Consider the following 25804-nt stretch of genomic DNA (forward strand, 5'->3'; position numbering starts at 1 on the left):
TGAATTGCGCCATCGCCAGCGGAACATGGGTTGGCGGCGGACTTCAGGAAGCAGTCACGCTGCGCCAATTCCCTGTTTCGTCCTGTTCGAGGCATGGCCGAATGAGTCGAGCTGTCACACGCTCGCACTGAGCGTGATGAGAAGTTCATCCAACTGCTCGAACTGCTCGGGCAACGCGTCTTCCATACCGACGAAAGACTGGTCGAGCGCTTCCTTCGAGGGATAGAGTTCCCGCAGCACCAGCAGCGTCCTGCCGTCCTCTTCCTCGAAGGTCACCGTGGTGACGGCGCCCTCCTCCCCGCCTTCGTCATTGCTCCAGACGAGGCGCGATGGCGGCGACACGTCGAGATATTTGCCGAAGAAGGCCATGGCGTCCGAGGCGTCGTGTCCGAACGCGATGCGATAGCTGCCCCCGGTGCGAACATCCATCTCGCAGGAAAGAAGGGGCACGCCCATCGACTTCGGCGCCCACCACAGCTTGAACAACTCGGGCTTGGTCCACGCGTCGAATACGAGGCGAACCGGGCCGTTGAAGGTGCGCTTCACCACGAGTTCAAGCTCCGATCTCCGTTCGACCACCGTGCGGCCGTTACTCGCTCTGTCCCCCATCGACTTTCTCCTTCCGTTTCAGGGCCTCGATGACGTCATCAAGCGCGTCGAAGCGTGCGTTCCAGATCTGGCGGCGCGCTTCGATCCAAGCCGCCTCTTCCTCGAGTCCGCGTGAGCCCAGCCTGCAGGTCCGCACACGCCCGACCTTCTCCGTCGTCACCAACCCCGCCTGCTCCAGGACGCCGATGTGCTTCTTCATACCCGTGAGGGTCATGTGGAATTTCTCTGCGAGCTCCGTGATCGAAGCATCCGCACTCCCGAGCTGCTCCAGAACGCCGCGTCGCGTGGCGTCCGAGAGCGCGGCAAAGGAGGCATCAAGGCGAGCTGTCGAAAACTGAACCATATAGTTCAGTGTCTAGCACGCGGGTCGGTGTCATGCAAGGGACCGAGATCGGCCTCAGGCGATCGGCGCAGATATCTCGGCGTGGAAGTCGCCGCCCCACCCTCCCTCATTCCTGTGCCTTTCACAGGAATCCAGTGCGCCCAAGTCCTTGGGCGCGATAGACTTTCTTGTTTGGACGAGAGTCATTCACGGCACGGACGCGCCGTGGCTGGATTCCTGTGACAAACACAGGAATGAAGGAGGAGAAGTGGGCGCCAGCCAGTTCTCGCAGTGCGGCGGCCGGCATCGCCCCAAGTCACAGGCTAGCGTTGGAAAGTGAGGGGATGGTGCCGCTCGGTGACGTTTCCGCCTTGACGGTGCAGTCGGCTTCCAGGCCGTGCAGCGCTTCCCGAACCTCATGCACTTTCTGAAGTTCGTGCCGAACGAGCGGATCGTGATGGGCTATGGCACGCCCAATCCCGGCGACCCCGAGCATTTCCGCCCCACGGTGACTTTCGATGAGCACGCTGACGGCAAGACGTTTCTGACGCTGCGCCAGCGATTTTTGCCCCGTGATTTCGCCCATGCAAAATTGCCTTTGACATTTCGCCGAACCGAATATATCCATGTGGCTATATAGCTAGATGGTGATGTATGAACGACAAGCTCGATGCGATTTTCTCCGCACTCGCCGATCCCACGAGGCGAGCAATTCTTGGACGGCTTGCGAACGGCAAGGCGACGGTGGCTGAACTCGCTGATCCCTTCGAGTTGTCTCAGCCTGCCATATCAAAGCATCTCAAGGTCCTGGAACAGGCCGGATTGATCCGCTCCGGCCGTGAAGCGAATTCGCGTCCCCGCATCCTCGAGCCGGCCGCGTTGAAGACGGTTGCTGATTGGATCGCCGATTACAGACGCTTCTGGGATCAAAGCTTTGATCGTCTCGATGACTATCTGTCCAAAGTACAAGGATACGACAATGAATAATCAAGAGACCGACACCGCCAATACCCGCGACCTGGTTCTCGTCCGAAGGTTTGATGCTCCATGCGATCTGGTTTTCAGGGCGTGGACCGACCCCAAAGCGTTGGTGCAATGGTGCGGCCCTCACGGTTTCAAGGCGGTGGGCGATCGGCTTGAAGCCTGGCCCGGCGGCAGACACCGCGCCTGTCTGATCGCGCCAGATGGAGAAGAGCATTGGGTCGGCGGAAAATATCTGGAGGTCGAGCCGCCGCATAGGCTTGTCTTCACACATGCCTGGGAGCTCGCAACCGGCGAAAATAGCCCGGAAACGGTCGTCACCATCACATTCAGGGACAGCGACGGAGGCACGGAAATGACGTTTCGGCAGAGTGGATTTGATAGCGCATCGTCACTAAAGGGTCATGAAGACGGCTGGTCGCAAAGTCTCGAGCGGTTGAGCTTCTTTCTCGGGACTGAATCCGAAGGGCCGGATCATGGGTAAGGCGACGATGAAGCTCTATTATTGCGAGACGCTCAATCCCCGGAAGGCCTGCGCCGCCGCTCGTTATCTCAAAGCCGACGTCGAGTTCGTCAGGGTTGACCTGGCAAGCGGAGAACAGCGCACCGCAGAATTCCTGGCGCTTAACCCGAACGGGAAAGTCCCGGTGCTGCAGGATGATGCCGGAACTTTATGGGAAGCGAACGCCATCATGTGCAGGCTGTCTGACAGCGTCGCATCGGATTTCTGGCCGCATGACCACCGGCAGATCGACGTGCTGCGCTGGTTGAGTTGGGATGCCAGTCACTTCACCCGGCACGGAGCAACGCTGTGGTTTGAAACCTTGATCAAGCCGTTGTTCGGCGGGGAGCCTGACGTCGCCGTGATCGAAGATGCGAAGACGAGTTTTCGGCTCCATGCTCGCGTGCTCGACGATCATTTGGCCAACAACAGCGTCGCCGTCGGGGAGACGCTGACTGTGGCAGACTTCGCATTGGCCGCTGCACTTCCTTTTGCAACCGCCGCCGGGATTCCACTCGCCGAGTTTCGGCATATCCAAGCGTGGTACGGACGGCTTGAAGAACTGGATGCGTGGCGAAACCCTTTCCCAGCCTAGAGAGCACGGGCGAAGGACCTTTGCCAGGGTGAAAGGCGTTGGCAAAAGCACGTGAATTTATCGAGATCAGCCACTGATCTATTGGCTACCTTACTGGAGATGAAGCATGTTCACCCACGTGATGATTGGAAGCAACGACTTGGAGCGGGCCAGAAACTTCTACGACGCCACGTTCGCTGCATTGGGAGGCAAGCCGGGCGAGATGGATGCAAGAGGCAGGCTGATCTATGCCCACGAGGGTGGTCGGCTGATGATCACGAAACCGATTGATGGCAAGCCGGCGACCGTAGCCAACGGTGGGACTATCGGTATCGCCGCCGCGAGCCCCGACCATGTTCTAGCGTGGCATGCCGCCGGTACTGCGCATGGTGGCACAGCGATCGAGAGCCCGCCACGGGAACGTCCGAACGGGTCGTTCGTCGCATATCTTCGCGATCCTGACGGAAATAAACTGACCGTACGGTCGCAGCCGACGAAATGAGTTAGCCTTCAGTAGCGCCTACTGCACAGCATGGTCGAGAGCGACCCATGTACCATCAATCCTGCGCCGGCTCCCACAGCTCGACTGGATTGCCTTCGGAATCGTGAATCCGGGCAAAGCGGCCGTCAAGATAGTCTTTAAACCAAGCAGATACTCGCTATCAGGCAGGCGCTGGCCTCATCCACTTCCCGGAAGGAGGAGGCCAGAATGGATCCTCGGGTCAAGCCCGAGGACGACGGAGCGCGGGGTGGCGTCCGCAGCCGGAACAGCGACGTATGCCGACATGATCGGGTGCCATCAACACCGGTTTGGCCCGCAATTCGCCCGTGAAGGCCTAGCCGAGGTCTCGGACAGCCGTTTCAATTTCCAGCCATCGCTTCTGCCACCGGAGCGCCGGAGACATCCTTTGCCACCTCTGATATCAATGACCTCAGCCACCGATGGGCGGGGTCGTTTCGGTAGCGGACATGCCATGCCAGCTCGACCGGGAAGCTGCCGAGATCGACCGGTGCGGGCAGGACTTTGAGACGCGGGTCGCGGGCAAGGCGATGGCAGATCAGCCGGGGCAGCGTCGCGCAGTAGTCCGTGACGGCCACCATTTCCGGGACCGCCAGGAAATGGGTGACGGAGACCGAGACGTCGCGCCTGAGACCTGCCTGCTGCAGCATCTGGAACAGGCCGACGCGCATCCGGCCGGGCGGAAGCACGTTGACATGCCGCATCCGCTGATACTGTTCCTCGGAGATGCTTTCGGCGATCTCGGGATGATCTTTGCGCACGACACAGGCCAGCCCATCATCCATGAGATGCTGCACGACCATGTTATCAGGCGGCTCGACGATCCGGCCGAGCACCATTTCCGTCGCCCCTGATATCGCGCCGGTCTCGGCCAGATCATTGCCGAAGGGCGTCAAGCGAAGCCTGATCCCGGGCGCGCATTCGCGCAGCCGCGCCACGATCACCGGCATCAGCACGAACTCGACGTAGCTGTTGGGGGCGATGGTGAACTGCCGTGTCGCTCGCGCCGGATCGAACGCCTGCTGACCGAGAATGACGTCATCGAGGCTCGCCAATGCCCCGCGGATCACCGGAGCAAGTGCCTCTGCCATCTCAGTCGGCTTCATGCCGTAGCGCTCGCGGATGAACAGCGGATCGCGCAATGTCTCGCGAAGGCGGTTCAAGGCGTTGGAGACGGCCGGCTGCGTCATGCCCAGTTGTTCGGCGGCGCGCGTGACATTGCGCTCTTCCATGAGCGCCACGAAGACAGGCAGGAGGTTGAGGTCATACTTCATCCAGATATATTGCCGAATGCATAACTGAAATCAAAGAAATAAATTTTAGGAATGAGAGCCGCCAAGGCATGATCCCCTCATCGAAAGCAACCGATCACATCTGTCTCGAAAGGATCTCCAGATGAAAATCCTCATGGTTCTCACCTCGCACGACGAACTGGGCGACACCGGCCGGAAGACCGGCTTCTGGCTCGAAGAGTTCGCCGCCCCCTATTATGCCTTCCTCGAAGCCGGCGCCGACATCACCGTCGCATCGCCGAAGGGCGGACAGCCGCCTCTCGACCCGAAGAGCGACGAATCCGGCTTCCAGACCGACCAGACCCATCGCTTCCATGCCGACCCGGATGCCCAGGCCGTGCTTGCCTCGACCGTAACGCTCGCTTCGGTGTCCCATGAAGATTACGATGCCGTGTTTTATCCGGGCGGCCATGGCCCGCTTTGGGATCTGGCGGAAGACAAGAATTCGATCGCCCTCATCCAATCGCTCTATCAGGCCGGCAAGCCCGTCGCCTTTGTCTGCCACGCCCCGGGTGTGCTGCGCCACGTCAAGGCTTTGGACGGCACGCCGCTGGTTCAGGGCAGACAAGTCACCGGGTTCAAGAACTCCGAAGAAGACGGCGTCGGTCTCACCCAGGTGGTGCCGTTCCTGGTCGAGGACATGTTGAAGGAGAATGGCGGCATCTATTCCAGCGGCGACGACTGGTCGTCCTATGCTATCAAGGACGGCCTGCTCATCACCGGGCAGAACCCCGGCTCATCGGTGGAGACCGCCGGCATTCTGCTCGCTGCCGTGACGGCGGCAAAGGCCGCCTGACACACGGCGGCTGGTCGGGGATAAACCCAGGACCAGCCGCTCTGTTATTTGTGTTGCGGCGATACTCAGAGCTTTCCCTCTGCCAGCAGTTCGCGGGTCCGCTTCAGTGTCGATAGCAAGGCGGCCCTGTAGCCCGTTTCGCCATCGAATTGTGCCTGCTCGGCCTGCTCTTCCGGGCCGTTCGGCTCTTTGCCGCGCAGCCCGATGTAGCAGTAGAAGCGCAGCTGCAGCCGACCGTCTTCATCCTCGAAAAGCTCGTTGACGATCGCTCCCTCGCGTGGCCCCGTCGCCTGAAAGAAGGTGACCTTGCTTTGCTGGTCCAGGGTGATGATCTCGCGCAGATCCTGCCCGGCAATCGTCGCCTCGCGCACGAAATGGGTCGGGCTTTCCTCTACGACATCGCAACGGGTGCAGAGACCGGCGGGAAGAAAGAGCCGGGCGTCGCGCGCCTTGCGTTCGAGACCTTGCCAGGCCTCAGCGCGCGTCAATGGGGTTTCGCCTTCCGGGTTCACCGGAACTGTGGCGGTCGAATAGATCATCGTGATCGTCCTTTTGAGATCGCTGTTGCTGCCTCAGGCGGAGGCAACGGTTTCCGCGGCGAAGGCGGAATAGGAGCGCAGCGGGCGTCCGAGCAGCCTTGTCAGACGCTCGACGTCGCCGGCCTCAGGCAGCATCCCGTCGGTCAGGAAACGCTCGCCCATCAGCCGCATGTCGTAGGCCATCCAAGCAGGCATGAACTGCCTGAGATTCTGCTCGAAGCCCTCGGTATTGTCGCCGCCATAGTGGATCGGACGGGCGAGCACGTCCGACCAGATGGCGGCGATATCGATTCCGGTGAGTGTCTCCGGACCGACGAGGTTGATCCGCTCGAGCGCCAGCGGCTCTGCAGCCTGTTCGCGGCGCAGCAGTTCTAGGGCGGCGATCTCGGCGATATCACGCACGTCGATCATGGCGAGACCCTTGGGCCCGATCGGCATCGGGTAGGCGCCGTAGCCGGTGATGACGTCTTTGACCGTCAGATCGTTCTGGATGAAGTAGGCCGGGCGGAGGATCGTCGCCTTGAAACCCATCTGCTCGATCATCCGCTCGACACCGAACTTGCCGGCGAAATGCGGCACGTTGACGTAGACGTCGGCGTGGATCACCGAGAGATAGACGATCCGCTCGATGCCGGCCGACCGGGCGACATTCAGCGCAATCAAAGCCTGGGTGAATTCGTCCGGCACCACGGCGTTGAGCAGGAACAGCGTCGACACGCCTGACATGGCGTTGCGCAGCGCGTCGACGTCGAGGAAGTCGCCCTGCACGACGCTGACGCCAGCCGGGAATTCGGCTTTCGACGGGTCGCGGACAAGAGCACGGACATCGGCGCCGCGCTTGACGAGGTGTTCGACGACTTGGCGGCCAACATTGCCTGTGGCGCCGGTGACGAGAATGGTCATGGTCTTTCTCCGTGTTGGATTGCTTGACACGTCGAATATGTGTGGTTCATTAGCAGCCCGATAGACGGCGATTTTAGACAGTCCGTCTCGCTGGTGGAACAGACATGGATCTTCTTGCGCTTGCCGATTTCAATCTCGTTGCCCGCCATGGTGGCTTCGGCAAAGCGGCAAGGGCGACAGGCCGGCCGAAGGCAACCCTGTCGCGGCGTGTCGCCGAGTTGGAAAGCAGCCTCGCTCTGCGGCTGTTTGAACGGGGCGCGCGTAACCTGAAGCTTACCGAGGAAGGACGGGCGCTGTTCGAGCGAACCGGCGCGCTGCTCGCCGAACTGGACGAGACAGCGTCGGCGATTGCCTCCGGCGGTCAAAAACCCAAGGGCAGATTGCGGATCAGCGCACCCTTGCATTTCTCCCAGACCGCAATGGGAAGGATCGCCGCCGGCTTTGCCCTCCAATATCCGGAGGTGAGGCTTGAGGTGACGAGTGAGGACCGACCCGTCGATATGATCGAGGAAGGCTACGATCTGGTCATCCGGGTCAATCCCGATCCCGACGAAAGCCTGGTCGGACGAGCGTTTCTGCGCGACCGCCTGGTGGTGGTGGCAAGCCCCGATCTCCCCCGCCCGACCGGCGGACACGCCGCTCCAGGCGTTGCGCGCGGGACAGGCGAAGCTCAAACATGGCAGGTGAAGACAGCCGGCGGCCGGGCGACGATCAAGATCGAGCCGGTCCTCACCTTGTCAACACTCATCACGATCCGGGATGCAGTGCGTGCCGGCGTCGGTGCAGGACGTCTTCCCATTTCGCTGGTCAGCCACGACCTGGCTGACGGCACGTTGGTCAATTGGGGGGATATCGACGGCCCCGAGATCGCTCTCTGGACGCTCTACCCCTCCAGGCGGCTGCTCAGCGCGCGCGTCTCGGCGTTCCTGGACTTTCTGAAACAGGCCTTCCCCAACGGCACGGCCGACGAACTGGCCGCCTATATCGGCAGGTGATGACCGAACCCGCTTTCGGACGCAGAGAATCTGGCCCATAACCGACGAGATCGACATCCAGAGGAGAGCAGCGTGTTTCGTTATTGCTTGCGGAGAGGTATTGCGGGGCGGAGCCGAAGCCGATGCGCCCGCTCTGCGCGCCGTCATTCGTCTTGATGCTGTTTATGATGTCAATTCCATCCCCAATGATTATTTTGGTTGAGTTCGCCAACGCTCGAGCTCAGCCTGCGTGAAGCGCGGCGTGATGTGCTGCGGGCAGTTCCAGTCGAACGCCTCCACCGCGATGAGGACGAGACGTTCCACGCGAGCGGGGTAGTCAGGCACGGTCAGCTTCTTCGCCAGCACCGGATCGTCTGTCGCATCGATGATGCACATGTGACCAAAGATCTTCAGACGCTGCCGGTGCGCATAGTCCATCAGGAACAATGAGACGCGGTCATTCGTGCGCACATTGCCCGTAGTGATGTATTGCCCGTTACCGCGAAAATCCGCGAAGCCCAGCGTCGATGCATCGACGGTGGTGAGAAAGCCCGCGGGGCCGCCACGGTACTGGACATAGGGCCATCCGGTGTCCGAGACACTGCCGAGATAGAAACCATCGCGCGCCCTGATGAAGGTCCTTTCCGACGGACCCAGGCGCTGGCTCTGCCCGGTATCGTCTGCGTGGCCGCGCACGCCTATCCGCTCCCACTGCGCCGCGCTGCCATAGTGTTCCTGCGCGGCCGCGACGGAGGCCGTCGTGGCGATACCGAGATATCTGGTGCTCATGCCGTTTCTACCCTCGCGACTGCCGCAGCGGGGCCCGCCGTAGCGGACCTCAGTTCTGCAAGGCCCAGTCCGCTACCTGCCAGCGCATCTGCCCGCGGTCGGCGACGACACGGCCGAGCCCTGGGAAGGGCATGTGCGTGGCGGCGATGAGCGCGCCCTCCGAAGCGGCGCGAGGAAAAAAGCGGTCGCGCATCGCTTTGGCCGCTGCAGGGTCCTGCTCGAACAGGAAGAACACATCGGTCGCCCCAGGATGCACGACCGGAAAGATCATATCCGAAACCATGATGAGGCTCTGCCCGCCATCTTCGACCCGCACGCCGATATGGCCGGGTGTATGGCCGGCAAGGTCGACAATGGAGACGCCCCGCACAATCTCACGCTCGCCGTCAATCGCCTGGAGTTTCGGGTAGAGGCGCACGACCTCCCCCGCCATTTGGAAGCTGGTCTGCAGATAGTCGGGCGCGCCGCTGCGCTTGGCCGGGTCGGTCCAATGGGTGACGTCGCGACGATCGATGTAGAGCTCCGCCTTGGGGTAATTGTTCTTGCCCCCGACGATCAGACCGCCCATGTGGTCCTGATGCATATGCGTCACGATCACCGCGTCGATCTGGTCGCGTTGCAGGCCGAGCGCGCTGAGCGCCTGCGGAAGTTCGCCGGTCTGCCCGATCGAGCCCGCCGGACCGGCATCGATCAGGATGCGGCGCTCGCCATCCTCGACGAGATACTGGTTGAAGAGGAACCGCACGCCGCTCGGCCGGGCGGTGAACTGCGCGATTGCCGCCTGTTCGACCTCGGCCGCGGCGCGTCCCGGAAAATAGTCGTAGGGCATATCGGCATACCCGTCCGTCAGGGCTGTCACCGTGAAGCGGCCAATGCGGATCTGCGCCAGCGGCGTAACGCTGACCGGCGTCTTAGCGGTATCCGGCGTCGCGGCAAGGGCGGGCGCGGGAGCGCCACCGATTATGTCTCCTCCGAGGAGGCTCCCCCCGATGAGGCCCAGAGGAAGCGCGCTGGCAAAGGCGCGACGTGAAAGTTGAGGCATGGCGTTTTCCTCCGGATCTTTGGCAATACGGGAGCCAGCCCGCCGGCGTCCCCTGGACGACATGAAAGCTATGATATCCACAATTGATAGGGTATCCTGCCATTTAGAGAACTTACCTCTCAAATTCCGGAAGGTTTCGATGGATCGGTTCGAAGCAATGTCGGTGCTGCTGGCGGTGGTCGAGGCAGGCAGCCTCTCGGCCGGGGCGCGGCGACTGCATGCACCGCTCGCCACGGTCAGCCGCAAGGTCGCCGATCTTGAAAAGCACCTTGGTGTGCGCTTGGTCCTGCGCACCCGCCGCGGCCTCGGCGTGACGGAGGAGGGGCGCGCCTTCGTCGCCGCGTCCCGTCGCATTCTGGAGGAACTGGACGCGGCGGAGCGGCAGGCCAGCGGCGATCATGGCGCGCTGCGTGGCGGGCTGCACGTAACGGCACCGATTGCCTTCGGCGAGCGCCATCTGCTCCCAATTGCGCTGGAATTCCTGAAGGAGCAACCCGATATCAACCTGCGCCTGACCCTGGTCGATCGGCAGCTAAGTCTGGTGGATGAGCACGTTGATGTGGCCCTGCGGATCGGGCATCTGGCGGACAGCGCGCTTATCGCAACGCGCGTGGGCGCCGTCCGCCGGGTGATGTGCGCGAGCCCCGACTATCTCGCCCGCCGAGGAGTGCCGCGTCAGCCGGATGACCTCGCCCAGCATGACGGCATAAGCTTCCAGGGCTTCGCGACCGCGCCGGAATGGCGCTACCGCCGGGATGGCGCGGCCTTTGCCGTCGAGCCGCGCTCCAAGCTCGCGGTCAACACGACGGAGGCTGCCATTCAGGCTGCACTGGCCGGTATCGGCATTATCCGCGTTCTGTCTTACCAGATCTCCGATCACTTGCGCTCCGGCGCGCTGCAGGAATTGCTGGCGGAGTTCGCACCGGAACCGCTGCCGGTGAACGTTGTCCATGGACCAGCCGATCCCATGCCGCTGAAGGTGCGGTGTTTCCTCGACTGGATCGGGCCCCGCCTACGCGCGCAGATGGCTCGCTAGCGTCCCCGCTATCCAGGCGCGCCTCCGTTAATCGCGGTCAGGCACACTGTGAGAATGCTGCAAGGTGCAACGCACCTTCCCCAAGCTCCTGACATGTCGGGCTTTCCAGAAAGAGCCAAACATCTCCAGGACTGCAACGAGGGCGCAGAACTGCCGTTGATTGGAAGTGGGACGATAATCTTCGGACCGGCAGCGGAAATAATTTCCGTCAAGGCGCAATGGTCCCAGGTTCTGAGCTCTGGCCCGATGGCATGGGGACTTGTACCTTCGGTGCTTCAAGAAGACATTCAGCATTGCTGTCACAGCCCCAGAGCGGACCCCGCAGCCTGTAGGTCGGCTGCTCCTGTCGATCGATCTGCGATGTATTTCACATGTGATATTGGTTATTGTCCTGGGGCTGTGAGCGGTTTCATTAAGCGATCGTTCACGTATTCAAGGGGTTTGTACGTTTGCGTCCGGAGCTTCGATCGTGCTTTCCTACTTCTTTGGCCCGTACGTACTTGTACCAGAGCGGCAGTCGCTGATGCGGGATCAGACGGCCGTTCGTGTCGGTAGCCGCGCACTGGAAATTTTGGCGGCGCTGATCGAGCGTCCCGGCGAACTGGTGGGCAAGGCTGAGCTTGTGTCGCGCGTCTGGCCGGATACCTTCGTCGAGGAAAGCAATCTCAAGGTAAACGTTGCGGCTCTTCGTCGCGCGCTTGGCGATGCTCCGGGCGACATGCAATACATAGCGACGGTGAGCGGCCGGGGCTATCGGTTCGTCTTTCCCGTGCGTATTTCGGGGCAGAATGACACCTCCGTCACGGCGAAGTCTCAAGGTGCCCGCACGCACAATCTGCCTGTTTCAACAACCCGTTTGGTGGGAAGAGGCGATGCTGTTGATGCAATCCGGTGCGCACTTGAGGTATCGCGCCTCTTGACGATCGTTGGCCCGGGGGGCGTCGGCAAGACGAGGTTGGCTCTCGCAATAGCTGATCAACTTACTGCTGCGTATCACGATGGCATCTGGTTCGTTGATCTGGCGACCGTGAACGATGCAACTCTCGTACCGACGGCGATCGCCACGGCGATGGGATTGAGGGTCCACTCGGAGAAGATCAAAGCTGCGGTCGCGGCCTTCGCAACCGACCGGGAATTCATGCTTGTGCTCGACAATTGTGAGCACGTCATCGAAGCGGTGGCCTCCTGCGCAGAAACGCTCCTGGCCGCCGCCGCGAGGGTACGGATTCTCGCCACGAGCCGTGAACCCATGCGGGTTGTCGGAGAACAGGTCTATCGCCTGCCGCCTCTCGAAACACCACCCGAAGTGTCCGAACTTTCCGCAGCCCAGGCTTTGGCGTTCCCAGCGGTGGAGCTCTTCGTCGAGCGCGCGGCCGGAAGTCGCGGCGAGTTCAAGCTTAACGACGGGAACGCACCAGTCGCTGCTGAGATCTGCCGCAGGCTCGATGGGCTGGCACTCGCGATCGAACTCGCTGCGCCGCGACTGGATGCGTTCAGTACACGCGAACTCCTCGACCTTCTCGCCGATCAATCTCATGTGTTGAGCGATAGGCGGTGTGGCGACCCTCGCCACCACACCTTGGCTGCAACGCTGGACTGGAGCTATGGCCTGCTCGCCGAGCCTGAGCGCGTCCTGCTGCGACGCCTCTCGGTCTTTGCAGGCGCCTTCAGTCTCGAATCGGCCTGCGCCGTTGCAGTCGACAAGGGTCGTGCCCGCTCCGGATGCATTCACGGTGTCGCGAACCTCGTTGCGAAGTCGCTTATATCGACGGAGAGAGGAGAGCTCGGGACGCACTACAGATTGCTCGATACAACCCGCAAATATGCGCTGCAGAAACTTGCCGAGAGCGGCGAAAGCAACAGCCTGCGCCAGCGCCACGCCGAACATCTCCTCGAACTCGCCAAACGCGCCGAGGCGGAATGGAAAATCCGGCCGACGGCCCAATGGCTCGCCGAGTACGGGCGAAAGATGGACGATATCCGCGGTGCTTTGGGCTGGGCGTTCTCCGGGAACCGCAGCGTTGCCACCGGCGTAGCGCTCACGGTTGCTGCTCTCCCGTTTTGGGAACATCTTTCGCTCCTGGAGGAGTGCCGCACCGGGGTAGAACTCGCTCTCAGTCGTTGTTTTGCCGATTTCCGTAGTGCGAGCGACGACATGAAGCTGCAGCTTGCCTATGGCACGGCGCTGCTTCACACCCGCGGCCCGCTGCCCGAAGTCAAGACCGCCTGGACCACAGCCCTCGGCTCCGCCGAAGTGCTCAACGACACCGAATACATGCTCAGGTGCCTGTGGGGATTGTGCGACTATTTCACCTGGACGGGCGATCACCAATCGGCCTTGGGGATGGCGGATCGGATAAGAAAGCTGGCAACCGACCGCGGCGATCTGGATGCACGCAACAATGTCGATAGGCAGACTGGAACCGCTCTGCGCTACTTGGGAGAGCTTGGCGAAGCACGGCGTCACCTCGAACGCATGATCTCCCGATATGTCCCTCCCGTGACCCGTTCCGACATTGCGCGTTTCCAGTTGGACCCACGATCTGCGGCAAGGGGCACCCTTGCGAACGTCACCTGGCTGCAGGGGCATCCCGACAGGGCGGTTGCCATGGCGCAGCGTCAATTGGAAGAGGCACGGGCCTCGCAGCACGCCCTCGCGCTCTGCAATGCCATCGTCCACACGACCTGCCCCATTGCACTGTGGACGGGAGACCTTGCTGCCGCGGAGCGCCTGCTTGTTGGCATCGAAGCCCATGTCGCGGAGCACGCGATGTCGATTTGGAGTGCCATGAGCCGCTGCCTGCGCGCAGAGTGGTTGCTGCAAAGCGGTGATCCGTCTGGACTGGCGATGTTGAGAGGCGCGCTCGATGAGCTTCTTGTGGTAGGTTTCCGCATGCGTTGCCCTTTCTATATCGGCGTTTACGCTGCGGGTCTGGGGGATCATGGGGACGTTGATGCGGGGCAGACCGCGATCGGCGAGGCAGTCGCGCTTTCGGCATCGACCGGCGAAATCTGGTGCATGCCGGAACTGCTGCGCATAAAGGCGGTTTTGTTGGGCAAGGAAAGCGCCAACCGGACGGTAAAAGCCGCAGAAGCCCTTTATTTTCAGTCGCTCGACCTCGCGCGCCACCAAGGTGCACTGTCATGGGAGTTGCGCGCCGCAACGGCTCTCGCCGAGCATTGGGCTCAGTCGGGACAAAGCGAAAGGGTTGGCGGGCTTCTGGCACCGATTTATCGACGCTTCGGCGAAGGGCTCACCACCCGCGATCTGGTGAAGGCGCGCGCACTCCTCGATAGCCTGGGGGATGCTGGCAAGGGGAGCAAAAGCGCTGCTCGTCAGGCTCGTCGCGATGGGCATACAAGTCCGAATTCCTAGCGCGTTAGCGCTCGCGTACGGCGATCCAACATGAGAAGGATCGGAGCGATCGCGGCAATGCCCGCGAAGATTGAAAAGGCCTCGACGTAGCGCGTACCTTCGGCGGCCATGATGTGCAGCGATGCCGGGCCAAGTCCAGCGCCCATGGTCAAAGCCATGTAGTTGATGCCGAAGAGCTTGCCGAAGCTTCGCATTCCGAACCGTTTCGACAGCAGGTAACCGATCGCGTCGCCCTCCGCTCCGGTGGCGAGGCCGAAGAAGACGGCGCTGACATAGACGGGGATCAGAGCTTCGGAATTCAACAGAATGAAATGACCGACAACGGGTGACAGAAAAGCCAGGCTGGTCAACGGGACCGGGGGAAATCGATCGAGCAGTGCCCCGAAGCCGAGACGCATGACAATGAAGGACAACCCCACAAGGCTCATGACCAAGGCCGCCATTGCCGGATCCGCTCCGCGATCCGCCAGCACGACAGGGAGCGAAATAGACCCGGCGGCAGCGGCGAAGTAGTTGAGAAAAAATGCGCCCAGCATCAACCAGAAGCTTGCCGTCTCCACCGCCCGGCGAACAGTGTGGCCCTCGCCCCCTGTGCGGTCGGGTCGCTGAAGCACGGGCGGATCACGAATAACGAAAAGCGCGACGGGAAGCGTGACCGCAATTGATATCAGACCGGCTGCCATGAAGGCAAAGCGCCAGCCCCACTCGGAAATCAGGAATGCAAGGAACGGAGGAAGCGTTGCGATCCCAAGCCCCACGAAGGAAAGCATGACACCCAGTGCGAGACCGCGTCGCGCGGAGAACCATCCGACCACCACATAGGTGTAGGGCACGCCGGTCTGCGCGGCACCCATAAGGCTTGCCACGGCGACGGCCACGATGAATGTAGTCAAATTCTGCGACGCAATGCCGACCCCGATCAGGCCGATCGCCATCGACATGGACGATACGGCAAGCACCCGGCGCGGGCCGAACCGATCCGTCAACGCCCCTACTACAGGCGACATAAGACCGTTTACGACGGCTATCGGTGCGACGACGGCGGCCACCACGGTCCGATCCCACCCAGTATCCTCGGTGATCGGCACGATGAAAACGCTGAAGCCATAGATCAGCACGATCCCGATGCTGAAATACATTCCCGCGCCTGCACCCAGCACGATTGCAATCCGTCTGGTCCGCCCCGCCGTTGTGTCCATATCCCTTATGAGCCTTTGTTGGCCCCGGTCCGGGGGCCGCGGTCCGCGCGCAGGAAGATACCAGGTCGCCGTTATCGTACTGACCGGATGGCTGCTCGGTTCACCAAATTTCCCAGATCTTAACCAGCCTCGCAAGCGCGGACGCGCTAGAATTTGCGCAGTCACCCCGCGAACACAGGAGGCAACGATGTCTCGCGATCAAAAGCCAGCTACCCAACCGGACGACCCGGAGCGCCGAGCCATCCTTCGCGCCGCCGGAGGCGTTGCAATCGGCGGAATTGCCGCTGCCCTAGCAGGCGATGCAACTGCGTCCGCACATACGCCAGTCGCAACCGGCGATCCAGGTTCGCTGGGTGCCCGGCTTCAGGGCGTACAGCATTTCGGCCTGACCGTGCAGAACATGGAACGCGCGTACGAGTTCTACACAGCCGTACTCGGTGGGACCGAAGTCTTCCGCCATGGTGACTTTCAAGGCGACGCCGTGCAGAACACACTGCTTGCCGACCAGGAAATCCTGGCCAATCAGCTCGGCGTCAATCCGCGGACGATCGGCGTGCCTGACCTCAGGGACGGCGCCCAACGCCTCGATGTGCGATTCATCCAGTTCGACAACGTCGTTATTGAGCTCTTGCAGTATCGCGATGCGGACCAACCGATGGGTGGTCCCAAGGCGTTCGCGGAACCTGTGGAGCATATGAGCCCGGCTTTTCCGCGAATGATGCACATCTGCTTCTACGTCCGGGATGATGTCGACTTCAACCAGTTTATCGCCGATCTCGAGGCGGAGTCCGAGCGGCGTGGCATGACGCAGGTGCGGGCAAATCGCATCATACGTGTTTCGACAGAAGACGAACGAAAGGCGGCCCCCCAGAGCGCCAACACCAACAAAGTGACCGTTGCGCCATCAGACGGCTGGGAACTGATCTATTGCAAGGGCCCGGAGGGGGAACAACTGGAGTTCGTGAAGGCGCTTGGACCCGTGAAAAAACGGTTTGCCGATGCATTGGCGGCGCATCTGCAACTTGCGAGCGCGAAGTAAGCGCAAAAGGCATCAGCATCACTTTGCAGGCCGGCACCCGGATTTGGCCAGCGGGCCATCTTACCGCGCTTGGCAAGATAAGGAGAAACGACATGATCACTACGCTGCGGCTGCAAGCTTCGGCTATTCTGCTCGGGGGCCTGCTCGCGGGACCCGTTCTCCAAGCGGACGCGCTCGCTCAGGAAGGCCCGGGCCAGGGCTATGCCAAAATTGCAAGTGGGGCCTATTCGGTTGTTGCCGAGGTCCGTGCCAAACCGGGCAAGGAGGCCGAACTACGGGCCGTCACGCTTCCTCTTATTGACCTTGTCCGCAGCGATCCCGCAAACCTCGTCTATTTTCTTCAGGAGAACCGTGAGACCCCCGGACACTTCATCTTCTACGAGATATTCGCCAACGAAGCCGACTTTGAGGCTCATAACGCCATGCCGTATGTGAAGGAGTGGTTTGCCAAGCTGCCCGAACTCGCCGATGGCGGAGTGAAGGTGATGCGAATGCAGATCCTCGCGCCGGCTGGCGACTAGCACGCTTCCCACGAAACTGGACGTCGGCGAACGAGGGCCATCGCGGATTGCTCGGGGAAGAGCACGCCGCGCCGCAGGCGCCGCTTTTGCACACGACACCATCAAGCCAAGAAGGAGCTGCAAGATGAGACTCAAGGGCAAGGTTGCATTGGTCACAGGAGCCGCAGGTGGTATCGGTTTCGCAGTCGCGGATCTGTTCAATAGCGAGGGCGCCATTGTCATCGCCGCCGACATCAAGCCGTCCGAAAAACTATATCCCGACGCCGTCGAAGCAGTGACGCTTGATGTGACCAGCGAAGAGCAATGGGCAACGGTCGTTGCCGCGATCGTCAGGAAACATGGCCGACTTGACGTGCTTGTAAACAATGCCGGCATTATCGCCTACGAGCCGCTCGACAAGCTGGAGATGAAGGACTGGCTGAAGATGATCGCCGTCGACCAGACTGGTGTCTTCCTCGGCATGCGGGAAGCAATTCGAGTCATGCGCAAGCAGCAAGCGGGTGCGATCGTCAACATCTCCTCGATCTGGGGCAGTGCAGCGGTTGCGGGTGCGCATTCCTACCATGCCGCAAAAGGTGCAGTCCGCAACATGTCGAAAAACGCGGCGATGACGTACGTATCCGACGGGATCCGGGTCAACTCCGTGCATCCGGGCTTCGTACACACGCCGCTGACGGATGCACAGGCGCCAGAGCTCAATGAAGCTGTCATCGCGGCAACACCGATGAAGCGCGGTGGCAGGTCGATCGAGATCGCCTATGGCTGCCTGTATCTAGCTTCCGAGGAGGCAAGCTACGTGACCGGCGTCGAGTTGAACATCGACGGCGGTTATCTTGCCCAGTAGCGCAATAGACATGCGGGTCATCGCGGGCGGCTCTCTCTTACGAGCCGCAGACGCGATCAGTCAGACAACTTGATCCGGACCTTGTTCTCCATTTTTCGGGACCGTCTTGGGCAAGAGTCGGGAACGAATCCATCCGCGCAGTCGTGCGCGTCAGCAGTGAATGTCTGCTTTCGATTCCGTTAGCGCAAACGCCAATGACTGGATTGGGGGCGCATGACCGCCGCTCAGCGCCGCAACCTTCATGGTCCGCTTTGGCGGATGTTTTTGAAAGCCTAGTATCTTTCCCCTGGTCCGGGCGGCAGATATTTGGGCCACGTTGCATATTGCCTCCTGAGGTCATCGATATCGGCTCCGTCAGGTAAATGGCCGAAAATAACCGGCCTTCCCCAACGGCACGCCGGAGGAGCTGGCCGCCTAATATCGGCAGGTGATGACGGCGCTGCCGGTGTGGCGGGTCTGGCATAGGACCGATCGACAATACGCCTACCGGCATTTGTCCAGCGCTGAGCAATCGTCCGAATTCAGAAGCTCCATTTCTAAACCCATGCAGATATTCCCGCCTAATCGGATGATCTCGTGGGGCTTATATCACTAACCGCCAACATGAGCCGCAAAGAGCGGGGTCATCGCTTTCGACGTCAAAAGAACGTTTCGCGAAGCGACGCCCGTTTGGTCGCGGTCAATCAGGAGACTGATCATGAATAAGCAAAGACGGATCGAGCTGAGCATCGGACGACGAGATTTTGTGGTGGGGGCGGCCCTCACTGGAGCAACCCTGCCGCTCGGATCAATGGCTGGCGCCGCGACCTCGGATACGTCAACCACGCAGACAGGATCGATTATGGAAACACGTAGACTGGGAACTCTGGAGGTGTCGGAAATCGGCGCCGGCGCCATGAGCATCAGTGGCACCTACGGCCTACCGGCCGATATTGCCCAAGGCATCCAAACTTTGCGCACCGCACATGACAACGGCGTGACCTTCTTCGACACCGCCGAAGTCTACGGGCCCCATACAAACGAAGAGTTGGTGGGTGAAGCCTTGGCACCCATCCGCGACAAGGTGAAGATCGCCACCAAATTCGGCTTCGCCCTCGACGGCACGACCGCGCGGGACAGCCGGCCGGAACGCATCAAGCGAGTTGCCGAAGAATCGCTGAAGCGCCTCAGGACAGATCGCATCGATCTGTTCTATCAGCATCGCGTCGACAGGAACGTGCCGATCGAGGACGTGGCAGGCGCCGTCAAGGACCTGATCCAGGAAGGCAAGGTGCTGCATTTCGGCTTGTCTGAAGCGAGCGCAAAAACCATTCGGCGAGCCCATGCCGTGCAGGCGGTCACGGCTGTGCAGACGGAATACTCGGTGATTGAGCGCAGTCCCGAAACGAACGGTGTCCTGGCGACATGTGAGGAACTCGGGATCGGCTTCGTGCCATGGGGACCGCTCGGGATGGGGTATCTGACAGGCAGGATCGATAGCAACATCAAGTTCGATCCGAAAACGGACCTTCGCGCGAACTTTGAACGCTTTAGCGCGGAAAACATGGCGGCGAATATGCCGATCGTTACCTTCCTGAGGCAGTTCGCGGCGAAAAAGGGAGTAACACCTTCTGCTGTCGCGCTGGCATGGCTGCGAGCACAGAAGCCCTTTATCGTGCCGATCCCTGGCACCCGCAACATCGACCACCTGGTTGAAAATCTCGGGGCGCTTCGTGTCGAACTGACGCCTGAAGATCTCGCCGAGATCAATGCCGTGCTCTCCACCATAACCGTGCATGGCGGGCGCATGAGCCCGATGTTTACGGAATCGGTCGACGTCGAAGCCTGATCTTCCGGAACGGCGGGCGCTCAAGCGGCGCCCGCTGGCATTTCCGAAGCCGCCACAGGTCACATTTCCCATATCCAGAAAGGATCCTCATGCCATCGTTCCGTTCTGTCCTTCTAGCCCTCGGTGGGGCCGCTCTGCTCCTAGCATCCGGCCTTGCCGCCGCAGCCGCCAACCGCGCGACCTTCCCGAAAGATTTCAAGCAGATGGTTATGTATGGAGATTACAGGCGCGGCTCAGGTGGCGAGCTGGCTTATGCCCTGAAGGAAACGATCGACATCGCGAAGGCTGGCCAGCCGTTACCCCCGGGCACCAGGCTTGTACTGGAGATTTATGACGACGGTGCCCTAACCGGCTACTTCGTGATGGAAAAAGGCGTGGATTGGGGCCTCGAAGTCGAGGAGGAGAAGCGCACCGGTGACTGGCATTTCCAGCAGTTCGACACCAACGGCCAGGTCAACCGCACCTCGATCGCGGAACGTTGCGAGGCCTGCCACCAAGGGCAGGAAAGCAATGATTTCATGTTCACCCGCGACCGCATGGAAGCGTATCTGCCCTGATGCCGCTTCAGGTTCGCCTGCTGATGAACGCCGTGGCGGGTGGTCTGCTAGTGGCTGCCCTGGCCTATGATTGGCTGGGCAACCTTACCCATGAACTGATCGGCACGGCCATGTTCGGGCTGCTGATCTTCCACAACGCCTTCAATCGCCGCTGGTACGGTTCGACCGCCCGCAAGGGTAGCCGGGATCTGCGCGGCTGGCTCAACATCGTCACCATCGGCGCACTCGCGGCCGCAATGCTAAGCCTGCTGGTCACCAGCTTGATCATTTCGCGCTCTCTATTCAGCCTCTTGCCGATTGCCAGCTCGTTCGGGGCACGTCAACTGCACGCCCAGGCCGCCTATTGGGCGCTGGTGATCGTCGCGGTCCACGTCGGCATGCGCTGGGCCATGATCATGGCCTCGATGCGCGCCTGGCTGCGACTTGGCACCCCCAGCGTCGGTAGGACTTGGATCCTCCGCGCCCTGGCGCTGGCCGTAGCCGCCTACGGCGTCCACAGCTGGATGGTCATGGGTACCGGGTCGCGCCTTATGGCCGAAATGACTCTTAATCTCTGGAATTTCGAAGAAGCGGCATTGCGGTTCTTTTTGCACCAGGGCGCCATTGTTGCGCTGTTCGTCTGCCTCGGGCACTACGCAACCAGCCTAATGCAATTGCGCAGGAAAGGCTCACGCTGAGTGGCATTCCGTCACAAATGACAGGTCGCGATTTCGATTCCCATCAAGACCCGATATGGCCGCTTCTGGCGGATACCGCTGACAAAGTCGCGTCGCAGGTGATGACCGCCTTTGCCGGCGTCATGGATGAGCTCCGCGTCGCATGTTTCATGGAGCGCGCAGCGGCTTATACGGGATGACGGAGAGTGGGGCGCGTGCTTTCGCCGGGAGCCCCGCCGTCGAAGAAAATCCTTCCTGCGAAACTCCTCGAATCAAAGTCGATTTTAGGGTAAAATTAACCAGTGCATTGAGAGGGCTGAAACGCCCTTGCGCGCCGCATGCGTCGCGCAGCGCTTACGAAGGAAAGATGAGCCAATGAAAAGGTTAGCAATCGTTATCCTGTCGCTGGTGACGGCGCTGACGAGCGTCCCGCCGGCCATGGCGTTTCCCACCGTTGCCGTGCCGAAAATCGAAGCTGCGGAGGCGCAGCCGGTCCAGTACAGAAATTATCGCGGCGGCTACCGCGGTGGATACCGAGGCGGCTATCGAGGCTACCGCGGGGGTGGCTATCGCAACGACAATTGGGCTTGGGGTCTCGGCGGGCTCGCGACCGGCGCAATCATCGGCGGAATGCTAGCGCAGCCGTATTATGGCCGAAGCTATTACGGTCGGGGCTACTACGATCAGGGCTACTACGACCGGGGCTACTACGGATCGCCCTATTACGGTCCGCCGCGCTACTACGGCTCGACGATTTACCGTCCGCGCTACTACGCGCCACGTTACCGCCAGGTCTATAGTGGCGGCAACGGACATACGAGCTGGTGCTACTCGCGCTACCGGTCTTACAGGGCTTACGACAACACGTTCCAGCCCTATTACGGTCCGCGACGGGCGTGCGTCTCGCCCTACTAGGCTCAGGACTTATTAATTTGGTTTGAGATGTGATTCAGGCTTCCAACAGGAGGTCTGTGATGGGTGATCTGTTTCTGCTGAGCGAGCGCCAGATGGCGCGGATGTCGCCGTTCTTCCCGCAGTCGCGCGGGGTTCCGCGGGTCGATGACCGGCGGGTGGTGAGTGGGATCGTCTACGTGATCCGCAATGGCCTGCAGTGGAAGGACGCGCCGGCAGGTTATGGGCCGCACAAAACGCTCTACAATCGCTTCATCCGCTGGAGCCGGCTCGGCGTCTTCGACCGCATCTTCGCTGGGCTCACCGGCGGACGGTCCAAGCCTGGGCGCATCATGATCGACGCGACTCATCTGAAAGCCCACCCGCACGGCTGCGAGCCTGCTTAAAAGGGGATGTTCCCGATTGGGCGCGTTGTGCTGATCGCGGAGACAATAATCTCCGCGTCCAGCCCCATCGTTCGCAAGCCGGCGTCTCAGCCGGCAGAGAACTTCTGGACGGCGGTAACGTCGAAATAGTCCCGCCACTCGACAATCTTGTCGTCTTCGATCTCGAAAATGCCCATGATCATCACCCGTCCGATTTCGCTGCCGTCGGCACGCTCGAACCGGTCGAGCCTTTCGGTGAGAACGCGAGATCCGTCGGCGGCAATCGCGAGCATGTCGATATGGACAGTCGAGATGCCCATCGACGTCTCCAATCCGTCGATCATGGCGATAGCCTCTTCGACGCCGTTCGTGACTGAAACGCCTTCGTTGACCCAGCGCGTGTTGGGTGTGAACCAGCGACGGACGGCTGGCCTTCCGCCGTCTTCCAAGAATGTGGCGCAAAAAGCCGAAACAGTTTCGGTTGGGGTGGGCATGGCAGCTCCTCGTAGGTGATTTAGAAGCCTCATGGCCTCGGTGTTGAGCCTGAAGATAGGCTTTGAACCGCGACGCCACGATGCCAGATCTTCCGCCACCATTGCCTGATTTTCCGGAAAGTTTGATAATTATGGGCAATCTAGTTAAGATGCCTTGATGAGCGAACTCGACAAAATCCGCGCCATGGCGGTGCGCCACGCTGGCCGTCAGAGTCCTCAACTGCCGAGACTGTTCGCTTACACCCTCGACCATACAACCGAGATCGACCCGCTGATCTACGATCCTGCGGCGTCCCTGGTGATCCAGGGAACTCAGCGCATGTTTATCGGCGACAAGATGTTTGAGTACGGCCCTGGCCAAAGCATGATCGTCGCGGCTGAGATCGCTGCGTTGGGTCAGATCTGTGAGGCGTCAGAGGATCAACCGTTTCTCGCAGTCGGTCTGTTTTTGGACCCGGCCCTGCTGTCGGATCTCGTACTTGAAATGGCAGCGATACCAGAGTTGCCGATTGAATCGGGATACGGCGTTAGCACCGCGAGCGCGTCGCTTCTGGGCGCTTGGGGAAGACTACTGGAACTACTCGATCGCCCAACCGAAATCCCGGTCATGGCTCAGTCTCTGGAGCACGAGCTCATGTTTCGGCTGCTGATGGGACCGCACGGCGGCCTGCTCCGTCAGATTGCCGGATCTGACTCGCGCCTGATGCACATCCGAAAGGCCATGGCTTGGATCCGCGATCACTACACCGAGCGCCTCAATTTCAAGGCGGTCGCTGCGCTCGCGGGTATGAGCGTATCCGTGTTTTACGATCGCTTTAAAGCCGTTGCCGCCGTCAGCCCGCTTCAGTATCAGAAATATATCCGGCTCCACGAGGCCCGCCGTCGCATGATCGCGAACCAGGTGAGTGCAGCCGAGGTGGGGTTTGCGATCGGCTATGAAAGCGCCTCGCAGTTCAGCCGTGAGTACAAGCGTCTCTTCGGAGCGCCGCCGGGTCAAGACACCGAGAGAGCGAAAGCGGGCTTGGGGGGAATCAATCGGCCAAGATCGCCTGGTGCTCGGCCAGATGTTGCTTGAAACGGCGACCGTAGTCCCGCCCCACGGCCGCGACGACGCTCGCTCGTAGTGCCAAAGCCTCACGCCATATGGATACGCGTGGGAGACCCTGAAATATTATCTGCGTCACGGTCGGGTTGATGAGGTCGAAATACCGGAACAGAGGCGCGAACACCGCATCGACCATGCTGAACGTCGATCCAGAGAAGTAGGGCCCTTGGTCACGCACATCTTCGAGCCTCTCTAGCCGGTTTCGGAACGCTGCCCGCTTGGCGTCTGCGGTTGCACGATCCTTGGCGTTTAGGAATTGCCAGGCTTCGGCTAGTGCCGCCGTACCATATTCGATCCACGCGCGCTGTTGAGCGCGAGACAGCGCGTCCTCAGAGTAGAGCCTTGCGCCGCCCTGCGTCTCCTCTAGATATTCGCAGATCACCATGCTTTCGAACAGAGTTGCGTCCCAGTCATCCGCTCGCTCCATCTTCGGCAAGGGCACCTTGGACGACATCACCCTACTAAAACATGTCGCGCAAAAGTGTGCAGCGGTTTTGCGATAACGACATGCGTAAAAACAAAGAGCTAAAGCGCGACAAGCGAATCTGAAAGATCGCGACGCGCTTTAGCCGTTTAATTCAGAACAGCATTCAGGTTTGAGGCCGACCCGGTATCACATCATCATGCTTTAGCGAAAACCGCCGCTGGCGGACAATCGTTCGCCGCTCAGCCAGCGGGCATCGTCGGAAGCGAGGAAGACGGCGACACCGGCGATATCATCCGGCTGGCCGATGCGGCCGAGCGGTGTCTGGGCGACGATGGTCTGCTGGAAATCCGAGCCGATGACGCCCGCCGTGTGCGTGCCCTCGGTTTCGACCATCCCTGGCAGGATGGCGTTGACGCGGATCTTGCGCGGGCCGAGTTCCTTGGCAAGCACGCTGTTGATGCCCTCGACGGCTCCCTTCGTCCCGGTATAGACGGCGGAGTCTGGCGGCGCCAGACTGGTGACCACCGAGGAGATGTTGATGATGCTGCCGCCCTCGCCGAGATGCTTGACCGCTGCCTGGGTGGTCAAGAGAACACCGAGAACATTCACGTCGAACATGCGACGATACTGTTCCTCGGTCACCTCACCGATTGGCGCGAATTCATAGACGCCTGAGTTGTTGACCAGCACGTCGAGCTTGCCGAACTCCTTGACCGCAGCATCGACCAGTCCCTGTGCCTCACCGGCCTTCGAAACATCGCCCTGCACCGCGATGGCTTTGCCACCGGCCGCGCCGATCGCCTCAACCACGGCGTCCGCTCCCGCCTTGCTCGAAGCGTAGTTGACCACCACTTGCGCACCCTCTGCTGCGAACGCCTTGGCAATCGCAGCGCCAATGCCTTTGGAGGCGCCCGTTACGACAGCGACCTTTCCTGTGAGCTTAGCCATTTCTCGTCCCTTCAGATCTGGATAGCCGCCGGGATTGGCAGGCTTGTTCCATAGTTCAGAAATTCGGAACTGTTGATCTCGATGTCAAGGGACGCTATATAAAATTCATGAGACCGCTCTTTCACCCAGCCCTGGAGGACATCAAGCCCGAGGCGATCCTCTATGCGCTGTCCGATCCGGAGCGCGTTGCCATTTATGCAAAGCTTGCCGGCGCCAGCGGTGGCGGGACGTGCTCTGCGCTTGCCGATCTCGGCGATCGCGTCATTCCAAAGTCGTCGCTGTCCAACCATTTCAAGGTGCTGCGCGAATCCGGGCTGATCATGAGCGAGCGCCAGGGTGTGGAGATGCGCAATCAAACGCGCTGCACCGAGCTGGACGAACGCTTCCCGGGCCTGATCAAGGCCATTCTGACGGCTTACGGCCAGCTTCCCGGGCAGCCGAAGACGGACTGATCGCCCTTAGAGCATAATCCCCGATTGTGAGTGACGGCGCGGGTCGAAGCTGATTCAAGGTCCACTTTGGAGAGGTGGATGGCACAAGTCTTGAGCGATGATCTTCGATTGCGAGTGTTGAAACATGGGCTTCAGTGGCAGCGATGGCGAAGCTGGACTCAACAAGACTTCAATTTTAGCGGGGAATGCATTGCGATATACG

General features: G+C 60.8%; 28 protein-coding genes and 2 pseudogenes. 19 read left to right on the forward strand and 11 right to left on the reverse strand.

Annotated elements, in window-relative coordinates; genetic code table 11:
- Positions 1–114: 114 nt before the first annotated feature.
- On the reverse strand, positions 115–609 hold the full coding sequence (locus HX899_RS30650) for an SRPBCC family protein (protein WP_181294128.1): 495 nt from the start codon (positions 607–609) through the stop codon (positions 115–117).
- Positions 590–952: a helix-turn-helix transcriptional regulator gene (locus tag HX899_RS30655; protein ID WP_138387860.1), complete on the reverse strand. Its 363-nt coding sequence runs from the start codon at positions 950–952 to the stop codon at positions 590–592. Before HX899_RS30655 ends, HX899_RS30650 begins: the two co-directional genes overlap by 20 nt.
- A 379-nt stretch (positions 953–1331) precedes the next feature.
- Between HX899_RS30655 and HX899_RS35330 the strand changes: the two are divergent.
- From HX899_RS35330 to HX899_RS30680, 5 genes and pseudogenes are all read left to right on the forward strand, one after another.
- Positions 1332–1571: pseudogene (locus HX899_RS35330) on the forward strand (SRPBCC domain-containing protein); the annotation flags it as partial.
- A 14-nt stretch (positions 1572–1585) separates the two neighbouring features.
- Positions 1586–1918, forward strand: a complete 333-nt coding sequence (locus HX899_RS30665; RefSeq protein WP_181294129.1) for a helix-turn-helix transcriptional regulator — start codon at positions 1586–1588, stop codon at positions 1916–1918.
- Entirely contained in the window at positions 1911–2396 is a 486-nt protein-coding gene (locus tag HX899_RS30670; protein WP_181294130.1) for an SRPBCC domain-containing protein, read from the forward strand. Before HX899_RS30665 ends, HX899_RS30670 begins: the two co-directional genes overlap by 8 nt.
- Positions 2389–3009 (forward strand): glutathione S-transferase family protein, encoded by a 621-nt coding sequence (locus HX899_RS30675; protein WP_181294131.1) that lies wholly within the window; start codon positions 2389–2391, stop codon positions 3007–3009. Before HX899_RS30670 ends, HX899_RS30675 begins: the two co-directional genes overlap by 8 nt.
- A 106-nt stretch (positions 3010–3115) precedes the next feature.
- Complete coding sequence (locus HX899_RS30680; RefSeq protein WP_003557411.1) at positions 3116–3490, forward strand: VOC family protein; 375 nt, start codon at positions 3116–3118, stop codon at positions 3488–3490.
- A 359-nt stretch (positions 3491–3849) separates the two neighbouring features.
- On the opposite strand, the gene HX899_RS30685 is transcribed toward HX899_RS30680, so the two are convergent.
- Positions 3850–4782, reverse strand: a complete 933-nt coding sequence (locus HX899_RS30685) for a LysR family transcriptional regulator (protein ID WP_181294132.1) — start codon at positions 4780–4782, stop codon at positions 3850–3852.
- A 121-nt stretch (positions 4783–4903) separates the two neighbouring features.
- Between HX899_RS30685 and HX899_RS30690 the strand changes: the two genes are divergently transcribed.
- Entirely contained in the window at positions 4904–5596 is a 693-nt protein-coding gene (locus tag HX899_RS30690; RefSeq protein WP_181294133.1) for a type 1 glutamine amidotransferase domain-containing protein, read from the forward strand.
- A 65-nt stretch (positions 5597–5661) separates the two neighbouring features.
- Here the strand turns inward: HX899_RS30690 and HX899_RS30695 are convergent, their stop codons facing one another.
- Entirely contained in the window at positions 5662–6135 is a 474-nt protein-coding gene (locus HX899_RS30695; protein WP_181294134.1) for an AtaL-like protein, read from the reverse strand.
- A 33-nt stretch (positions 6136–6168) separates the two neighbouring features.
- Complete coding sequence (locus HX899_RS30700; protein WP_138328691.1) at positions 6169–7038, reverse strand: SDR family oxidoreductase; 870 nt, start codon at positions 7036–7038, stop codon at positions 6169–6171.
- Between the two features lie 104 nt (positions 7039–7142).
- Between HX899_RS30700 and HX899_RS30705 the strand changes: the two genes are divergently transcribed.
- Positions 7143–8033 carry a LysR family transcriptional regulator gene (locus HX899_RS30705; protein WP_181294135.1) on the forward strand — a complete coding sequence of 297 codons (891 nt, stop codon included), beginning with the start codon at positions 7143–7145 and terminating at the stop codon, positions 8031–8033.
- A 189-nt stretch (positions 8034–8222) separates the two neighbouring features.
- On the opposite strand, the gene HX899_RS30710 is transcribed toward HX899_RS30705, so the two are convergent.
- On the reverse strand, positions 8223–8801 hold the full coding sequence (locus HX899_RS30710; RefSeq protein WP_181294136.1) for a pyridoxamine 5'-phosphate oxidase family protein: 579 nt from the start codon (positions 8799–8801) through the stop codon (positions 8223–8225).
- A 49-nt stretch (positions 8802–8850) separates the two neighbouring features.
- The gene (locus HX899_RS30715; RefSeq protein ID WP_181294137.1) at positions 8851–9843 is read right to left on the reverse strand and encodes an MBL fold metallo-hydrolase; all 993 of its coding nucleotides are present in this window, start codon (positions 9841–9843) and stop codon (positions 8851–8853) included.
- A 139-nt stretch (positions 9844–9982) separates the two neighbouring features.
- Here HX899_RS30715 and HX899_RS30720 point away from each other — a divergent pair, with 139 nt between their 5' ends.
- Entirely contained in the window at positions 9983–10879 is an 897-nt protein-coding gene (locus HX899_RS30720) for a LysR family transcriptional regulator (protein WP_173863004.1), read from the forward strand.
- A gap of 469 nt (positions 10880–11348) precedes the next feature.
- Entirely contained in the window at positions 11349–14255 is a 2907-nt protein-coding gene (locus HX899_RS30725; protein ID WP_171599239.1) for a winged helix-turn-helix domain-containing protein, read from the forward strand.
- Here HX899_RS30725 and HX899_RS30730 read toward each other — a convergent pair.
- Complete coding sequence (locus HX899_RS30730) at positions 14252–15394, reverse strand: MFS transporter (protein ID WP_138328697.1); 1143 nt, start codon at positions 15392–15394, stop codon at positions 14252–14254. The two genes, HX899_RS30725 and HX899_RS30730, sit on opposite strands and share 4 nt — an antisense overlap.
- A 247-nt stretch (positions 15395–15641) precedes the next feature.
- Between HX899_RS30730 and HX899_RS30735 the strand changes: the two genes are divergently transcribed.
- From HX899_RS30735 to HX899_RS30770, 8 genes and pseudogenes are all read left to right on the forward strand, one after another.
- Positions 15642–16493: a VOC family protein gene (locus HX899_RS30735; RefSeq protein ID WP_171599238.1), complete on the forward strand. Its 852-nt coding sequence runs from the start codon at positions 15642–15644 to the stop codon at positions 16491–16493.
- 92 nt (positions 16494–16585) lie between these two features.
- Positions 16586–17014: a putative quinol monooxygenase gene (locus tag HX899_RS30740; RefSeq protein WP_180195651.1), complete on the forward strand. Its 429-nt coding sequence runs from the start codon at positions 16586–16588 to the stop codon at positions 17012–17014.
- A gap of 124 nt (positions 17015–17138) precedes the next feature.
- Positions 17139–17858 (forward strand): SDR family NAD(P)-dependent oxidoreductase, encoded by a 720-nt coding sequence (locus HX899_RS30745; protein ID WP_181294139.1) that lies wholly within the window; start codon positions 17139–17141, stop codon positions 17856–17858.
- An 841-nt stretch (positions 17859–18699) separates the two neighbouring features.
- On the forward strand, positions 18700–19686 hold the full coding sequence (locus HX899_RS30750) for an aldo/keto reductase (protein ID WP_210273883.1): 987 nt from the start codon (positions 18700–18702) through the stop codon (positions 19684–19686).
- 89 nt (positions 19687–19775) lie between these two features.
- Positions 19776–20243, forward strand: coding sequence for a cytochrome P460 family protein (locus tag HX899_RS30755; protein ID WP_171599235.1), 468 nt, complete (start codon positions 19776–19778; stop codon positions 20241–20243).
- Positions 20243–20920 (forward strand): DUF4405 domain-containing protein, encoded by a 678-nt coding sequence (locus HX899_RS30760; RefSeq protein ID WP_138328702.1) that lies wholly within the window; start codon positions 20243–20245, stop codon positions 20918–20920. The genes HX899_RS30755 and HX899_RS30760 overlap by 1 nt, the downstream gene beginning before the upstream one ends.
- 354 nt (positions 20921–21274) lie before the next feature.
- Entirely contained in the window at positions 21275–21814 is a 540-nt protein-coding gene (locus tag HX899_RS30765) for a BA14K family protein (RefSeq protein ID WP_138328703.1), read from the forward strand.
- 59 nt (positions 21815–21873) lie between these two features.
- A pseudogene (locus HX899_RS30770) lies at positions 21874–22204 on the forward strand (transposase); the annotation flags it as partial.
- 79 nt (positions 22205–22283) lie between these two features.
- Here HX899_RS30770 and HX899_RS30775 read toward each other — a convergent pair.
- The gene (locus HX899_RS30775) at positions 22284–22772 is read right to left on the reverse strand and encodes a limonene-1,2-epoxide hydrolase (RefSeq protein ID WP_246697210.1); all 489 of its coding nucleotides are present in this window, start codon (positions 22770–22772) and stop codon (positions 22284–22286) included.
- A gap of 55 nt (positions 22773–22827) precedes the next feature.
- On the opposite strand from HX899_RS30775, the gene HX899_RS30780 reads away from it, so the two are divergent.
- Positions 22828–23745 carry an AraC family transcriptional regulator gene (locus tag HX899_RS30780; protein ID WP_138328704.1) on the forward strand — a complete coding sequence of 306 codons (918 nt, stop codon included), beginning with the start codon at positions 22828–22830 and terminating at the stop codon, positions 23743–23745.
- Here HX899_RS30780 and HX899_RS30785 read toward each other — a convergent pair.
- Positions 23702–24229, reverse strand: a complete 528-nt coding sequence (locus HX899_RS30785) for a glutathione S-transferase family protein (RefSeq protein ID WP_246697211.1) — start codon at positions 24227–24229, stop codon at positions 23702–23704. The genes HX899_RS30780 and HX899_RS30785 overlap by 44 nt on opposite strands.
- 174 nt (positions 24230–24403) lie before the next feature.
- The gene (locus tag HX899_RS30790; protein ID WP_138328707.1) at positions 24404–25150 is read right to left on the reverse strand and encodes a glucose 1-dehydrogenase; all 747 of its coding nucleotides are present in this window, start codon (positions 25148–25150) and stop codon (positions 24404–24406) included.
- 107 nt (positions 25151–25257) lie between these two features.
- Between HX899_RS30790 and HX899_RS30795 the strand changes: the two genes are divergently transcribed.
- On the forward strand, positions 25258–25602 hold the full coding sequence (locus HX899_RS30795) for a helix-turn-helix transcriptional regulator (RefSeq protein ID WP_138328708.1): 345 nt from the start codon (positions 25258–25260) through the stop codon (positions 25600–25602).
- Positions 25603–25804 lie beyond the last annotated feature (202 nt).

The organism is Rhizobium sp. WYCCWR 11146 (assembly GCF_013591995.1).
In the GTDB taxonomy this organism is placed as follows: Bacteria; Pseudomonadota; Alphaproteobacteria; order Rhizobiales; family Rhizobiaceae; genus Rhizobium; species Rhizobium indicum.

Coding starts and splice junctions, on each gene's coding strand:
- HX899_RS30750 (WP_210273883.1), top strand. CDS start 18,700: ATGGAAACACGTAGACTGGGAACTCTGGAGGTGTCGGAAATCGGCGCC.
- HX899_RS30745 (WP_181294139.1), top strand. CDS start 17,139: ATGAGACTCAAGGGCAAGGTTGCATTGGTCACAGGAGCCGCAGGTGGT.
- HX899_RS30680 (WP_003557411.1), top strand. CDS start 3,116: ATGTTCACCCACGTGATGATTGGAAGCAACGACTTGGAGCGGGCCAGA.
- HX899_RS30780 (WP_138328704.1), top strand. CDS start 22,828: ATGAGCGAACTCGACAAAATCCGCGCCATGGCGGTGCGCCACGCTGGC.
- HX899_RS30715 (WP_181294137.1), bottom strand. CDS start 9,843: ATGCCTCAACTTTCACGTCGCGCCTTTGCCAGCGCGCTTCCTCTGGGC.
- HX899_RS30760 (WP_138328702.1), top strand. CDS start 20,243: ATGCCGCTTCAGGTTCGCCTGCTGATGAACGCCGTGGCGGGTGGTCTG.
- HX899_RS30705 (WP_181294135.1), top strand. CDS start 7,143: ATGGATCTTCTTGCGCTTGCCGATTTCAATCTCGTTGCCCGCCATGGT.
- HX899_RS30730 (WP_138328697.1), bottom strand. CDS start 15,394: ATGTATTTCAGCATCGGGATCGTGCTGATCTATGGCTTCAGCGTTTTC.
- HX899_RS30765 (WP_138328703.1), top strand. CDS start 21,275: ATGAAAAGGTTAGCAATCGTTATCCTGTCGCTGGTGACGGCGCTGACG.
- HX899_RS30700 (WP_138328691.1), bottom strand. CDS start 7,038: ATGACCATTCTCGTCACCGGCGCCACAGGCAATGTTGGCCGCCAAGTC.
- HX899_RS30775 (WP_246697210.1), bottom strand. CDS start 22,772: ATGGTGGCGGAAGATCTGGCATCGTGGCGTCGCGGTTCAAAGCCTATC.
- HX899_RS30675 (WP_181294131.1), top strand. CDS start 2,389: ATGGGTAAGGCGACGATGAAGCTCTATTATTGCGAGACGCTCAATCCC.
- HX899_RS30720 (WP_173863004.1), top strand. CDS start 9,983: ATGGATCGGTTCGAAGCAATGTCGGTGCTGCTGGCGGTGGTCGAGGCA.
- HX899_RS30665 (WP_181294129.1), top strand. CDS start 1,586: ATGAACGACAAGCTCGATGCGATTTTCTCCGCACTCGCCGATCCCACG.
- HX899_RS30740 (WP_180195651.1), top strand. CDS start 16,586: ATGATCACTACGCTGCGGCTGCAAGCTTCGGCTATTCTGCTCGGGGGC.
- HX899_RS30690 (WP_181294133.1), top strand. CDS start 4,904: ATGAAAATCCTCATGGTTCTCACCTCGCACGACGAACTGGGCGACACC.
- HX899_RS30785 (WP_246697211.1), bottom strand. CDS start 24,229: ATGTCGTCCAAGGTGCCCTTGCCGAAGATGGAGCGAGCGGATGACTGG.
- HX899_RS30655 (WP_138387860.1), bottom strand. CDS start 952: ATGGTTCAGTTTTCGACAGCTCGCCTTGATGCCTCCTTTGCCGCGCTC.
- HX899_RS30735 (WP_171599238.1), top strand. CDS start 15,642: ATGTCTCGCGATCAAAAGCCAGCTACCCAACCGGACGACCCGGAGCGC.
- HX899_RS30710 (WP_181294136.1), bottom strand. CDS start 8,801: ATGAGCACCAGATATCTCGGTATCGCCACGACGGCCTCCGTCGCGGCC.
- HX899_RS30670 (WP_181294130.1), top strand. CDS start 1,911: ATGAATAATCAAGAGACCGACACCGCCAATACCCGCGACCTGGTTCTC.
- HX899_RS30755 (WP_171599235.1), top strand. CDS start 19,776: ATGCCATCGTTCCGTTCTGTCCTTCTAGCCCTCGGTGGGGCCGCTCTG.
- HX899_RS30795 (WP_138328708.1), top strand. CDS start 25,258: ATGAGACCGCTCTTTCACCCAGCCCTGGAGGACATCAAGCCCGAGGCG.
- HX899_RS30695 (WP_181294134.1), bottom strand. CDS start 6,135: ATGATCTATTCGACCGCCACAGTTCCGGTGAACCCGGAAGGCGAAACC.
- HX899_RS30685 (WP_181294132.1), bottom strand. CDS start 4,782: ATGAAGTATGACCTCAACCTCCTGCCTGTCTTCGTGGCGCTCATGGAA.
- HX899_RS30790 (WP_138328707.1), bottom strand. CDS start 25,150: ATGGCTAAGCTCACAGGAAAGGTCGCTGTCGTAACGGGCGCCTCCAAA.
- HX899_RS30650 (WP_181294128.1), bottom strand. CDS start 609: ATGGGGGACAGAGCGAGTAACGGCCGCACGGTGGTCGAACGGAGATCG.